Origin of the sequence: Lacisediminihabitans sp. (assembly GCF_036404185.1) — a bacterium.
In the GTDB taxonomy this organism is placed as follows: Bacteria; Actinomycetota; Actinomycetes; order Actinomycetales; family Microbacteriaceae; genus Lacisediminihabitans.
This window is the reverse complement of sequence record NZ_DASWPB010000083.1, coordinates 1-11976: the sequence shown is the minus strand read 5'-3', so window position 1 is coordinate 11976 and position 11976 is coordinate 1. Positions and strand designations below refer to the sequence as shown.

At 68.5% G+C, this 11976-nt stretch carries 13 protein-coding genes and 1 tRNA gene; 13 read left to right on the top strand and 1 reads right to left on the bottom strand.

Annotation, left to right across the window (positions count from 1 at the left end; genetic code table 11):
- The first annotated feature begins 72 nt into the window (after window positions 1–72).
- The 11 genes from VGC18_RS05185 (at window position 73) to VGC18_RS05135 (ending at window position 10508) form a co-directional block, all read left to right on the top strand.
- Window positions 73–1029, top strand: coding sequence for a type II secretion system F family protein (locus tag VGC18_RS05185; RefSeq protein WP_331094932.1), 957 nt, complete (start codon window positions 73–75; stop codon window positions 1027–1029).
- Window positions 1030–1115: 86 nt separating this feature from the next.
- Window positions 1116–1283 carry a DUF4244 domain-containing protein gene (locus VGC18_RS05180; protein ID WP_331094930.1) on the top strand — a complete coding sequence of 56 codons (168 nt, stop codon included), beginning with the start codon at window positions 1116–1118 and terminating at the stop codon, window positions 1281–1283.
- 10 nt (window positions 1284–1293) lie between these two features.
- Window positions 1294–1596 carry a TadE family type IV pilus minor pilin gene (locus VGC18_RS05175; RefSeq protein ID WP_331094928.1) on the top strand — a complete coding sequence of 101 codons (303 nt, stop codon included), beginning with the start codon at window positions 1294–1296 and terminating at the stop codon, window positions 1594–1596.
- Window positions 1593–1937 (top strand): Rv3654c family TadE-like protein, encoded by a 345-nt coding sequence (locus VGC18_RS05170; protein ID WP_331094926.1) that lies wholly within the window; start codon window positions 1593–1595, stop codon window positions 1935–1937. Before VGC18_RS05175 ends, VGC18_RS05170 begins: the two co-directional genes overlap by 4 nt.
- A 148-nt stretch (window positions 1938–2085) precedes the next feature.
- Window positions 2086–4872: a type I DNA topoisomerase gene (topA, locus tag VGC18_RS05165; RefSeq protein WP_331094924.1), complete on the top strand. Its 2787-nt coding sequence runs from the start codon at window positions 2086–2088 to the stop codon at window positions 4870–4872.
- 3 nt (window positions 4873–4875) lie between these two features.
- Window positions 4876–5502 (top strand): dTMP kinase, encoded by a 627-nt coding sequence (gene tmk / locus VGC18_RS05160; protein ID WP_331094922.1) that lies wholly within the window; start codon window positions 4876–4878, stop codon window positions 5500–5502.
- 206 nt (window positions 5503–5708) lie between these two features.
- Window positions 5709–6866 (top strand): DNA polymerase III subunit delta', encoded by a 1158-nt coding sequence (locus VGC18_RS05155; RefSeq protein ID WP_331094920.1) that lies wholly within the window; start codon window positions 5709–5711, stop codon window positions 6864–6866.
- 35 nt (window positions 6867–6901) lie between these two features.
- Window positions 6902–8443, top strand: a complete 1542-nt coding sequence (locus tag VGC18_RS05150) for an alpha/beta hydrolase (protein WP_331094918.1) — start codon at window positions 6902–6904, stop codon at window positions 8441–8443.
- Window positions 8444–8496: 53 nt separating this feature from the next.
- Complete coding sequence (locus VGC18_RS05145) at window positions 8497–9144, top strand: helix-turn-helix domain-containing protein (RefSeq protein WP_331094916.1); 648 nt, start codon at window positions 8497–8499, stop codon at window positions 9142–9144.
- Window positions 9145–9188: 44 nt separating this feature from the next.
- Window positions 9189–9261, top strand: a tRNA-Thr gene (locus VGC18_RS05140).
- 89 nt (window positions 9262–9350) lie between these two features.
- Complete coding sequence (locus tag VGC18_RS05135; protein ID WP_331094914.1) at window positions 9351–10508, top strand: leucine-rich repeat protein; 1158 nt, start codon at window positions 9351–9353, stop codon at window positions 10506–10508.
- 87 nt (window positions 10509–10595) lie between these two features.
- On the opposite strand, the gene VGC18_RS05130 is transcribed toward VGC18_RS05135, so the two are convergent.
- Entirely contained in the window at window positions 10596–10946 is a 351-nt protein-coding gene (locus tag VGC18_RS05130) for a metalloregulator ArsR/SmtB family transcription factor (RefSeq protein ID WP_331094912.1), read from the bottom strand.
- Window positions 10947–11003: 57 nt separating this feature from the next.
- On the opposite strand from VGC18_RS05130, the gene VGC18_RS05125 reads away from it, so the two are divergent.
- Both VGC18_RS05125 and VGC18_RS05120 read left to right on the top strand, forming a co-directional pair.
- A complete protein-coding gene (locus VGC18_RS05125; RefSeq protein WP_331094910.1) occupies window positions 11004–11420 on the top strand; it encodes an arsenate reductase ArsC in 417 nt (138 codons plus the stop codon).
- Between the two features lie 121 nt (window positions 11421–11541).
- Window positions 11542–11700: a hypothetical protein gene (locus VGC18_RS05120; protein WP_331094908.1), complete on the top strand. Its 159-nt coding sequence runs from the start codon at window positions 11542–11544 to the stop codon at window positions 11698–11700.
- Window positions 11701–11976: the final 276 nt, after the last annotated feature.

Here is an 11976-nt window from a genome sequence, read left to right as displayed (position 1 = left end):
TCCGGCGGCTCGTGCAGAGCGGCCGCTTCGAGCTCGACGACCGGGACCGGCTGCGGATGGTGGAGGCGACGGATGGCTAGGGCTTCGCTGGACCTCGATCCCCTCGCCTCGATCGTGCAACGGCTCGGGGTGCTGCTCGCCGCGGGCGTCACTCCGGTCTCCGGCTGGGTGCATCTGGCCGAGCTGGCCCAGGGAGGCGAGGCGCCCCGGCTGCGGTCCATCGCCGCCGCGGCGGAGCGGGGTGAGAGCATCGTGTCGGCGATCGTCGAGGTCGTCTCGTCGGTCGAGCGCGTCCGGTCGCGATCTCCCTCCGACTCCGATGCCTCTGATGCCTGGCGCGGTCTCGCCGCGGCCTGGCAGGTGGCGACGGAGGCCGGCGCCCCGCTCGCCCCCACCCTCGCCGGCTTCGCCACGTCGCTGCGATCGCTCGCGCAGAACCAGCGCGACCTGCGGACCGCCCTCGCCGCGCCCGCCGCCACGGCACGCATGGTGATGGTGCTGCCGATCATCGGGGTGCTGTTCGGTCTCGCCCTCGGCTTCGACACCCTGGGCATCCTGTTCGGAACCCCGCCGGGTCTGGCCTGTCTGGCGGTCGGCGGCGCGCTGATGCTGGCGGCGCGCTGGTGGAACGGCCGGCTCATCCGCTCGGCCCGGCCGAGGCGGCTCACCCCCGGCCTCGGCTTCGATCTCATGGCGATCGCGGTGTCGGGCGGCGCATCCATTCCCCGCGCCCGTGCCGCCGTGGCGGAGGCGCGGCGGCACTGCGGCCTTCCCGAGGAGGAGGCGGAGGCGGCGCTCGACGAGGTGCTCGAGCTCTCGCGCCGAGCCGGGGTGCCCGCAGCGACCCTGCTGCGCAGCGAGGCGGAGGAGACGCGCCGCCGTGCCCGCAGCGAGGGGGAGCGGAAGGCGGCGAAGCTCGCCGTCACCCTCATGCTGCCGCTCGGGCTGTGCATCCTGCCCGCCTTCATGGTGCTCGGTGTCGCGCCGCTGCTCATCGCGGTCATCTCGTCAACAGTGGCGTCCTTCTAGCGAAGTGCACCGATTTCGATCGGCGCCACGCCCCGATCCGAGGCAGAGGCGACGATGGTCATCACCAACCCGAAAGGAACACAACCATGAAGCGACTGTTGTCCGACGACGAGGGTGCGGCCACCGCGGAATACGCGATCGCCACGATGGCGGCGGTCGGCTTTGCCGGCCTGCTCGTCGCGATCATGCGTAGTGACGAGGTGCGCGGCCTGCTGACCGACCTGGTGCACCGTGCACTCACCTTCGCGGGCTGAGCGCGGCAGTGTGACCGCCGAGTTCGCCGCGGTCGTCCCCGCCGTGATGCTCGTCCTGGTCTGCTGCCTTGGCGGCATGCAGCTCGCGGGCGAGCAGCTTCGGCTCCAGGATGCCGCGGCGAACGCCGCGAGGGCTGCCTCGCGCGGGGACGGGCTCGACATCGCGAGCCAGATCGTTCCCGGTGCCCGGCTGGCGACCCAGCGGCGCGAGGGAATCGTCTGCGTGCGTGCAGAGATCCCCGCCGCGATCGCCGGCGGCCTTCTCGGCTCGATCGGGCTCGCCGCATCGAGCTGCGCCGCGGCCGGGCCATGAGAGACGATCGCGGCTCCGGTTCGATCCTCGCGGTCGCCGTCATCGCGGCGGTGCTCGCGGTCGCGTCGCTGTCCGTTCCGGTCTCTCTCGCGCTGTCCGCCAAACGACAGGCGGCGAATGCCGCGGATGCCGCAGCGCTCGCCGCTGCGGACACGGCGGTCGGCATCCTCCCGGGCGCTCCCTGCGATGCCGCCGCGTCGCTGGCGACCGCGAACGGCGCGACCATCGGCGGCTGCTCAGTGGAGGAGCTCGTGGTCACCGTGCGGGTCTCCGTGCCCGTGTTCGGGCTCACGGCGACGGCATCCGCGACCGCGGGGCCAGCCGGTTCGGGAGTGAAATAGGAGCGCTGGTTGTTTCTGTGTGTATGGTGTGCGTGTCGGGTATGCGGCCCGACATCGTGCTCGGCGGTGCGTAGCATCAGCGCTGCAACCTTAGGCTGAGCGAGGTTTGTATTCATTCGCGGCTACCGCCGCAGACGCAAGGAGTCAGGTGCCAGGCACGAAGAAGCTGGTCATAGTCGAGTCGCCCGCGAAGGCGAAGACGATTGCCCAGTACCTGGGAGACGGTTACGAGGTTCTCGCCTCCGTTGGTCACATCCGCGACCTCATCGAGCCCAAAAACCTGCCACCAGAGCTCAAGAAGGGGTCGCTCGGTAAGTTCTCCATCGACGTCGAGAACGGGTTTCTCCCCTATTACGTGGTCTCCGACCAGAAGAAGAAGACGGTCGCCGAGCTCAAGCGAGCGCTCAAGGGTGCCGACGAGCTCTATCTCGCAACTGATGAGGACCGCGAGGGTGAGGCCATCGCCTGGCATCTCCTCGAGGAGCTCAAGCCGAAGGTCCCGGTCAAGCGCATGGTGTTCCACGAGATCACCAAGGAGGCGATCCAGCGGGCGAGAGACAACACCCGGGACATCGACACCGCCCTGGTCGACGCTCAGGAGACCCGGCGCATCCTCGACCGCCTCTACGGGTACGAGGTCTCCCCGGTGCTCTGGCGCAAGATCGGCCCCGGCCTATCCGCCGGCCGCGTGCAGTCCGCGGCCACCCGCCTCGTTGTGGACCGCGAGAGGGAACGACTGGCCTTCGTCGCCGCCAGCTACTGGGACCTCACCGCGCTGCTGGCGGCATCCGGCGACTCGACGGCCTTCGAATCCCGCCTTGCCCGGCTCGACGGCGTCCGGGTCGCCACCGGGCGCGACTTCGACGACAAGGGTGTGCTCAAGGCGTCCACCAACGGCAAACCGGATGCCATCGCCCTCGACGAGCAGGCGGCCACCGCCCTGGCGAACGCGCTTCGCGACCCCGAGGTCTCCGTCGTCGTCTCCTCCGTCGATTCGAAGCCGTACACCCGGCGTCCCGCGGCGCCGTTCAGCACCTCGACCCTGCAGCAGGAGGCGGCCCGCAAGCTCCGCTTCTCCGCGCGGCAGACGATGAGCGTCGCCCAGGGGCTGTACGAGAACGGGTACATCACCTATATGCGTACCGACTCGCTCAACCTCTCGCAGCAGGCGGTGACCGCGGCACGCTCGCAGGCGAGCTCCCTCTACGGCGCGGAGAGCGTCTCGGAGAAGCCGCGGGTCTACGCGAGCAAGAGCAAAAACGCGCAGGAGGCGCACGAGGCGATCCGCCCGGCGGGCGACACCTTCCGCACGCCGGCGCAGTTGGAGGGTGTGCTCCGCGGCAACGACTGGAAGCTGTACGACCTGATCTGGAAGCGCACCGTCGCCTCCCAGATGGCGGACGCGAAGGGCTCCACGGCATCCGTCGTCATCACGGCGGGCCCGGTCCAGGGATCGACCATGGCCGAGTTCGCCGCGAGCGGCACGGTCATCACCTTCCGCGGATTCCTGCAGGCGTACGAGGAGAGTCGCGACGAGGACCGCAATGCGGTCGCCGAGCCGGTGGAGGCCAAGCTGCCGCCCCTGACGGTCGGGCAGACGCTCACGGTCGCGGATGTCGAGGCCAAGGGCCACGAGACCAGCGCGCCGCCGCGATACACCGAGGCGAGCCTGGTCAAGACGCTGGAGGAGCTCGGCATCGGGCGTCCGTCCACGTATGCGTCGATCATCTCGACCATCATCGACCGCGGCTACGTGACGCCGAGGGGCACGGCACTCGTTCCGAACTGGATCGCGTTCTCGGTCGTGCGGCTCCTCGAGGACTTCTTCGGCGACCTGGTGCAGTACGACTTCACCGCGGGCATGGAGGACGACCTCGACCGCATCGCCGGCGGTACGGAGGACAGGGTCGGCTGGCTCAACGGCTTCTACTTCGGCAACGATTCGCATCGCGGTCTGCGCGAGGTCATCGACAATCTCGGCGACATCGACGCCAAGAGCATCAACTCGATCAAGCTGAACGACGAGATCACCCTCCGCATCGGAAAGTACGGCCCCTACCTCGAGGTCGTCGACCCGACGGAGACCGAAGGCACCCCCCGTCGGGTGAACATCCCGCCGGAGCTCGCCCCCGACGAGCTCACCGTCGCGAAGGCGCAGGAGCTCATCGACGCGCCCGTCGTGGTCGACCGCGTTATCGGCGTGAACCCCGAGAACGGCAGGAAGATCGTCGCCAAGGACGGGCGCTTCGGGCCCTACGTGACCGAGGTTGAGCCGGAGCCGGAGGAGTCGACCATCCCGGCGACCGCTTCCGCGACGGCGGATGCGTCCGTGGTCGCGGACCCGGCGACCGGCGAGGTGCTGGAGCCGGCGGCGAAGAAGAAGGCCGCACCGAAGAAGGCCGCGGTGGTCAAGCCGCGCACGGCATCCATCTTCAAGTCGATGGATCTCGCGACGGTCGACCTCGATACGGCGCTGCGTCTGCTCAGCCTGCCCCGAGTGGTCGGCCAGGATCCGGAGACCGGCGAGGACATCACCGCCCAGAACGGCAAGTTCGGCCCCTACCTGAAAAAGGGTGCGGACACCCGTTCGCTCACCGACGAGGATCAGATCTTCGAGATCGACCTGCCGGGGGCGCTCGAGCTGTACGCCCAGCCCAAGTACGGGGCCCGTCGGGCGTCCAGTGCGCTGAAGGAGTTCGAGGCGGACCCGGAGAGCGGCAAGCCGATCCGCATCAAGGACGGGCGCTTCGGTGCCTACGTCACCGACGGCATCACCAATGCGACGATTCCGCGGGGAGAGACGATCGAGGAGATCGACTTCGACCGAGCCGTGCAGCTGCTCGCCGACAAGCGGGCGAAGGCCCCGGCGAAGCCGAAGGCGAAGGCCCCGGCAAAGAGAAAGCCGGCCGCCAAGAAGCCGGCAGTGAAGAAGTAGGCGGTGTCCGGCCTCTTCATCACCTTCGAGGGCGGGGACGGCTCCGGTAAGTCGACCCAGGCGCAGCTGCTCTCGACTTGGCTGACGGATGCCGGGCATACCGTCGTCCGGTCGCGCGAGCCGGGCGGAACGGAGCTGGGTCTCGAGCTGCGTGAGATGGTCCTGCACCGTCGCGGACACATCGCCCCGCGCGCGGAGGCGCTCATCTACGCCGCCGACCGTGCCCAGAACATCGCCACGAAGGTGCGACCGGCGGTCGAGCGCGGCGAGATCGTGATCCAGGACCGGTATCTCGACTCATCCGTCGCCTATCAGGGTGCCGGGCGGGTGCTCGACGCGGATGAGGTGCGGGGCATCTCGCTGTGGGCCGCGGAAGAATTCATGCCGGATCTGACCATCCTGCTCGACCTGGACGAGACCATCGGGCGCGAGCGGCTCGACGAGGCCCGCACCAAGTACGACCGTCTCGAGGCGGAGGAACGCGACTTTCACGCGAGGGTGCGGGCCTCCTACCTCGACCTTGCGGCGGCCGAACCGGCACGCTTCCTGCTGCTGAACGCCACCGACTCCATCGAGTCGATCGCCGCGGCCGTGCGTGCCCGGGTCGCCACCCTGCTGTCCTCGCTCTGACGCGCCCGGCCCTGCACCACGGACCCGTGCTCGCGCATCCCCGGTGACCGCGCATCCCCGGTGACCGCGCATCCCTGGTGACCGCGCGGTGTGTTGTCGACAGCGCGCCGGCTACCTACAGCCGCGCCGTCGACGAAACACCGCGACGTCGAGATGGAGCAACGGGCGGGCCTGCGGCGTCGGCACCTCCGCTTAGGCTTGATGCCATGTCGGTGTGGGACGAGTTGACGGGCCAGTCGGAGGCCATCGCGATCTTTCGTGCCGCCGCGGCCGACTCGAGCCTCGCGGCGGCCCCCATTGCGAACTCGGCCATGACGCATTCCTGGCTCATCACCGGGCCACCCGGCTCCGGCCGCTCCAACCTCGCCTACGCCTTCGCCACGGCGCTCCTGAGCCCCGGAGGCGTCGAGGACGACGAAGCGACCAGACGTCAGGTGGCCGCGCGAACGCATCCGGACCTCGCGGTCCTCAGCACCGAGGGCGTCATCATCAAGATGGAGGACGTGCGCAAGCTCGTCGCGAGCTCCCAGTTCTCGCCGTCGGTGGCCCGGTACCGGGTGATGGTGATCGAGGATGCCGACCGGATGGCCGAGCGCACCTCCAACGTGCTGCTCAAGGCCCTCGAGGAACCGCCACCGCGCACGGTTTGGATCCTGTGCGCGCCGAGCGAGGCGGACCTCATCCCCACCATCCGCTCCCGCGTGCGCACCGTGCGGCTCCGGATTCCGGATGTCGATGAGGTCGCCGACCTGATCTCCCGCCGCGACGGCGTCGACCTCGCCACCGCGACACGGGCGGCACGCGAGGCGCAGAGCCACATCGGCATGGCCCACCGCCTGGCGACGAACGAGGATGCGCGGCGCAGACGCCGGAGGACGCTCGAGATCGCGCTCGGCATCCGCAGCGTCTCCGGTGCGGTGGTCGCCGCCTCCCAGCTGCTCGAGCTCGCCGGGGAGGACGCCAAGGCGATCACCGAGGAGCGGGACGCGGAGGAGCGGGAGAGCGCCCTGCGCTCCCTCGGCATCGAGCCGGGTGGCACGATACCCCCCGCCCTGCGCGCACAGCTCCGAAGCCTCGAGGAGGACCAGAAGCGACGCGCGACGAGGAGCCTGCGCGACGGCATCGACCGGATCATGGTGGACCTGCTGTCGCTCTACCGCGACGTGCTGCTGCTGCAGCTCGGGGTTCCGACGGAGCCGATCAACCTCGCGATCCGGCCGGAGCTGGTCGCCGCCAGCGAGGCCTCGACCGCCGCGGCGACGCTCGCCACGATGGATGCCATAACGACGGCGAGGAAGCGGATCGACGGCAACGTCGCCCCGACGCTCGCCCTCGAAGCCATGCTCATCTCGGCCGCCCGCTGAGCCGACACGATACCCACAGCCCACCAAGGGGACCAATGCCCACTCGCCGCCGAACACTGCGTCTCGCCATCGTCGCCGCGACGCTCGCGCTCGTCGTACCGCTCAGCGGATGCGTCTCGTCGTTCATCCCGAAAGCGCCGGCCGCGACCTCCACTCCCGTGAACGAGAAGGTCGCGGCCGATCTGAAGCCCTTCTACAGCCAGGTGCTGCACTGGAAGAGCTGCCAGGGCGGTGACTTCCAGTGCGCGACGGCGACGGCGCCGATGGACTGGAATAACCCGGCCACCGCCTCGATCCACCTCGCGCTCATCCGCAAGACGGCCACCGGAACCAGGCTGGGCTCGCTGCTGGTCAACCCGGGCGGCCCCGGCGGATCCGGCTACGACTTCATCAAGGACAGCCTCTCCTACGCCGTCGACTCGAAGCTTCAGCAGAGCTACGACATCGTCGGGTTCGACCCGAGGGGAGTCAATCGGTCGTCGGCGGTCAAGTGCTATCAGGACCCCGCGGACATGGATGCCTTCCTGTTCAGCATCCCGCCGGATCCGATCGGCTCGGATGCCTGGATCGCCGAGCAGTCGGCGAGCAACCAGAAGTTCGGTCAGGACTGCCTCAAATACACCGGCCCGCTGCTCGGCTTCGTCGACACGGTCAGCGCCGCCCGCGACCTCGACCTGCTGCGGGCCGTGCTCGGCGATAAGAAGCTCAACTACCTCGGCTATTCCTACGGCACCCTGCTCGGGGCGACCTACGCGGGGCTCTACCCGAAGAAGACCGGCCATCTCGTCCTCGATGGAGCCCTCGACCCGGCGACGACCAGCTTCGACGTCAGCGAGACCCAGGCCAAGGGATTCGAGAGCGCGTTGCGCGCCTACATCGCGGACTGCGAGACCGGGAAGAATTGTCCGTTCTCGGGTTCCGTGGATGCCGCGATGACGACGATCCGTTCGCTGCTGGACAGCCTCGACGCGAGTCCCCTGCGCGGTGCCGACGGCCGCGAGCTGGGCAGCGCGGTCATGTTCAACGCCATCATCTTCCCGCTCTACGACAGGAGCAGCTGGCCGTATCTCAGCCAGCTCTTCACCTCCGTCATGCAGGGCAAGACCGAGGTCGCCTTCGAGCTCGCCGACAGCTATTACGGGCGGAACGCCGACGGCACCTACAAGGACAACTCGACAGAGGCCTTCATCGCGATCAACTGTCTCGACTATCGGTCGGATGACTCGATCGCCTCCCTCAGGGCGGATGCCGCGAAGCTGACGAAGGCCGCCCCGGTGCTCGGTCCGCAACTGGCCTACGACACGTCCTGCGCGAACTGGCCGTTCCCCTCCACGCGCGACAGGGTCGCGATCGCGGCGGACGGCTCGGCGCCGATCGTCGTCGTCGGCACGACCAACGACCCGGCGACCCCGTATGTCTGGGCGAAGAACCTCGCCAAGGAGCTCACGAACGGTCATCTGGTGACCTACACGGGCGAGGGTCACACCGCATACAACAAGTCGAACTCCTGCGTGAACAACGCGGTGGACAACTTCTTCATCAAGGGAACCGTGCCGAGCAGGGATCCCCGCTGCTGAGCATCCGCCGACCGTGAATTGTGCAAGATTGCAGCGAATGCAATAATTCCCTCATGAGCATCGACCACGAGTCATCCGGCCTGCGCGAGCGCAAGCGTCTCGCGACCCGCAGGGCCATCGAGATGGCGGCGGTCGCGCTGGCCGCGGAGCGGGGCCTCGACAAGGTCACGGTCGACGAGATCAGCCGGGTCGCGGATGTGTCCCCCCGCACCTTCTTCAACTACTTCGCCTCGAAGGAGCGCGCCCTCGTCGGGGACGGCCCCGAGCTGCCGTCGGGGGAGGAGCGCGCGCTGTTCATCAGCGGGGCCTCCCGCGGTACGACCGTGCTCGACGGTCTCGGCGACCTGCTGGGCAGCTCCTCCGACAGCACCTCGGAGGACACCGAGCTCCTGCAGTTGCGCCGGACGCTCCTCAAGCAGCATCCGCAGCTCTTCGCCCTGAGGATGGAGGCGATGCGCGCCTTCGAGGACCAGCTTCGCGACATCGTCGCCGAGCGCCTCGCCCTCGACGACCCGAAACTCGCCCGCGACCCGGAAGCACTCGTGAGCAGGGCGAGACTCATCACGCTCGTCGCCTTCGGCGCCATGCGGCACGCCTGGACCTGCTGGGCGGATGCCGACGGCGTGGTCCCGCTGAGCGAACGGCTGCGTGATTCCTTCGACGAACTGGGTCGCATCCTGGGGCCGGCGAAGGCCGCATGATCCGCTAAGCTTTCATGCTGTGCCACCCGGCGGTGCCGGTGCACGCCGCCTTAGCTCAGTCGGTAGAGCATCTCACTCGTAATGAGAAGGTCGTCAGTTCGATTCTGACAGGCGGCTCCGTTGACGACGATAAGCTGGCCAGACCCGCTGCGACCCATCCTTCATGTGGGGACCGGAATCTGATCGATCCAGGAGTCGTAGCCGCCATGCCTCACATCCCCTTCCGTGCCGCGGCAGTGATGCTCATCACCGCCGGCACGCTGTTCGCCGCCAGCCCCGCGGTCGCCGCCGATCCGGCGACGGACTTCACCTATACCCTCAGCGGAAGCACCGCCACCATCACCGGTTACGTCGGAGGCAAGACCGTCGTCGACATCCCCGCCGTCCTCTCCGTCGGCGGCACCGACTTCGCCGTGACCGCCATCGCCGTCAATGCGTTCCGGGGCAATTTCCTCCCATCGCAGCTGACCTCGGTGACCATCCCCGATTCGGTCGTGACCATCGGCGACAACGCCTTCCGGGGTGATGTCCTGACCTCCATCGTCATCCCCGACTCGGTCGTCACCATCGGCACCTACGCGTTTTACAACAACCTTCTGACCTCGGTGACCTTCGGCGATTCCGTCACCGCCCTCGGCAACAATTCCTTCAGGGGCAATTACCTGACCTCACTGACGATCCCCGCCTCCGTCACCAGCATCGGCAACAACACCTTCGCCGACAACACGACGGAGTCGAACGTGCTCACCTCCGTGATCTTCGCCGGTGCCGCACCGACGACGTTTACGCCGATGGGCACCGCGGGGTCCTTTTCGGGAGGCGGCCCCACCCTGTACTACTACGCGGGGGCCACGGGATTCGCCGCATCCTGGAACGGCTACGCCGCCAGGGAGATCTCCGCGGCCGAGTCCGACCTGGCTCTCACCCCGACCGTGGTCGTCGCCGACGGCACCGCGACGGCGACCGCCACCGTGACCGTCCGAGACGACACTCACGCCCCGGTGGCCGGGGTTCCCGTCGTCTTCACCGTTCCGGGCGGTGTCCCCGCGTCCGCCATCGGCTGCACGACCGCAGCAGACGGCACCTGCGTCATCACGCTGACGTCCACCTCGGCCGCGACGTATGCGCTCGCGGCGCGCGTCGGCTCGGATCCCGCCGTGCTCTCCCAGACGGTCACGTTCAACGCGGTCTCCGGGGCGGTCATTCCGATTCCGCCGGCCGACGCGGCGCCGGTCGACCCAGAGCTCGCCGCCACGGGCGTGGATGCCGGCGGGCCGCTGATGCTGGCCCTCGGCGCGTTCGCATCGGGCCTCGTGCTCCTGGGCGTCGTAGGCATCCGCCGGAGGAATGCGCTCAGGCGTTAACCGGCCGTTCGCCACCGCGGCGTCGTCTAGGCGCTCACGGCCCGGAATGGGGATAGTTGCGGGCCGTTCCGTCCCGTGGGTGCGGGGTTACACCGTCGCGAGCAGCCCGGCGACCGAGTCGAGCGATCCGGGGACGAGGCGGTAATAGGCCCAGGTGCCGCGCTTGGTGCGGGACAGATAGCCCGCGTCGACGAGCACCCTGAGGTGGTGGGAGACGGTGGGCTGGCTGAGCCCGAGCGGCTCGGTGAGGTCGCAGACGCAGGCCTCGGCGCCCTCGTGCGCGGCCACCATCGAGATGAGCCGCAGACGCGCCGGGTCGGCGAGGGCCTTGAGCGAGCGCGACAGGCTCTCAGCGTGGTCGGGCGCGATCGCCGCGCGAGTCAACGGCGCACAGCAGGCCGAGATGTCGGTGAGCGGGAGGAGTTCGGCGACGGGCATGCCACCATCGTGGCATAAACATTGACAACCGTCGATGTATTGATGAAGACTGCACTCATGCCCACCACACCCACGGTTCTCTTCGTCTGCATCCACAATGCGGGCCGATCGCAGATGGCCGCCGGCTACATGAAGGCCCTGTCGCACGGTGCGGTCGAGGTCCGATCGGGCGGCTCAGAGCCGGGTGATCAGATCAATCCCGTCGCCATCGCGGCGATGGCGGAGGAGGGCATCGACATCTCCCAGGCCGTGCCGCAGCTGATGACCACCGAACAGGTCAAGGAGTCGGACATCGTGATCACGATGGGCTGCGGCGACGTCTGCCCCATCTTTCCCGGCAAGCGCTACGAGGACTGGGACCTGGCCGACCCGGCCGGCAAGGGCATCGACGAGGTGCGTCCCATCCGCGACGAGATCAGGCGGCGCATCCAGGCCCTGCTCGCCGAACTGCTTCCGGCGGCGGTCACCCGATGACGGGATGCCTATAGCCCCGTGACCGCGGGCGGCGTAGCATCGAAGAATGGTCAAGTTAGGGCGGCTCACGACGGTCCTTCGCTGGATGTCTTGGGTGATGTTTGCCGCCGCCACACTGTATTTGGTCAGCACTTTCATCTGGAGCTTCCCGTACTGGCCGACGGCCGTGCTGCTCATCGTCTCGCTCACCCTCAGGCGCGGCGGCCGGCCGGCACCGCCCCGTGTGCCGAGCCTGCGCAACATGCCGAACGCCCAGGAGAACGACCCCAATCACCGCTAGGCGCGTCGGTTCGCGCCGCGACCGGTCTGGGCCTTAGCCTTCGACTCCCCGTTCCGCGCGACCTCTCGGCAATCGCCTGCGTAACCCCTGCAGAATTTCCGGGATCCGCCGCGGATGCCGTGATTCCGGTGCCCATCAGCCCCGCACCACCGTTATGCAGGAGTTATGCGTGGGTCCAAACCTGCGGCTCGCCGTGAACGGCGCTACTTGACCGCCCCACCCGTGATGCCTGAGATTATTCGGCGCTGGGCGAAGATGAAGACGATCAGCAGCGGG

What these genes read in the sequence shown, in the direction of transcription:
- VGC18_RS05135 (WP_331094914.1), top strand. Translation starts at nt 9,351, where the DNA reads ATGCCTCACATCCCCTTCCGTGCCGCGGCAGTGATGCTCATCACCGCC.
- VGC18_RS05130 (WP_331094912.1), bottom strand. Translation starts at nt 10,946, where the DNA reads ATGCCCGTCGCCGAACTCCTCCCGCTCACCGACATCTCGGCCTGCTGT.
- VGC18_RS05125 (WP_331094910.1), top strand. Translation starts at nt 11,004, where the DNA reads ATGCCCACCACACCCACGGTTCTCTTCGTCTGCATCCACAATGCGGGC.
- VGC18_RS05155 (WP_331094920.1), top strand. Translation starts at nt 5,709, where the DNA reads ATGTCGGTGTGGGACGAGTTGACGGGCCAGTCGGAGGCCATCGCGATC.
- VGC18_RS05180 (WP_331094930.1), top strand. Translation starts at nt 1,116, where the DNA reads ATGAAGCGACTGTTGTCCGACGACGAGGGTGCGGCCACCGCGGAATAC.
- VGC18_RS05145 (WP_331094916.1), top strand. Translation starts at nt 8,497, where the DNA reads ATGAGCATCGACCACGAGTCATCCGGCCTGCGCGAGCGCAAGCGTCTC.
- VGC18_RS05170 (WP_331094926.1), top strand. Translation starts at nt 1,593, where the DNA reads ATGAGAGACGATCGCGGCTCCGGTTCGATCCTCGCGGTCGCCGTCATC.
- VGC18_RS05150 (WP_331094918.1), top strand. Translation starts at nt 6,902, where the DNA reads ATGCCCACTCGCCGCCGAACACTGCGTCTCGCCATCGTCGCCGCGACG.
- VGC18_RS05185 (WP_331094932.1), top strand. Translation starts at nt 73, where the DNA reads ATGGCTAGGGCTTCGCTGGACCTCGATCCCCTCGCCTCGATCGTGCAA.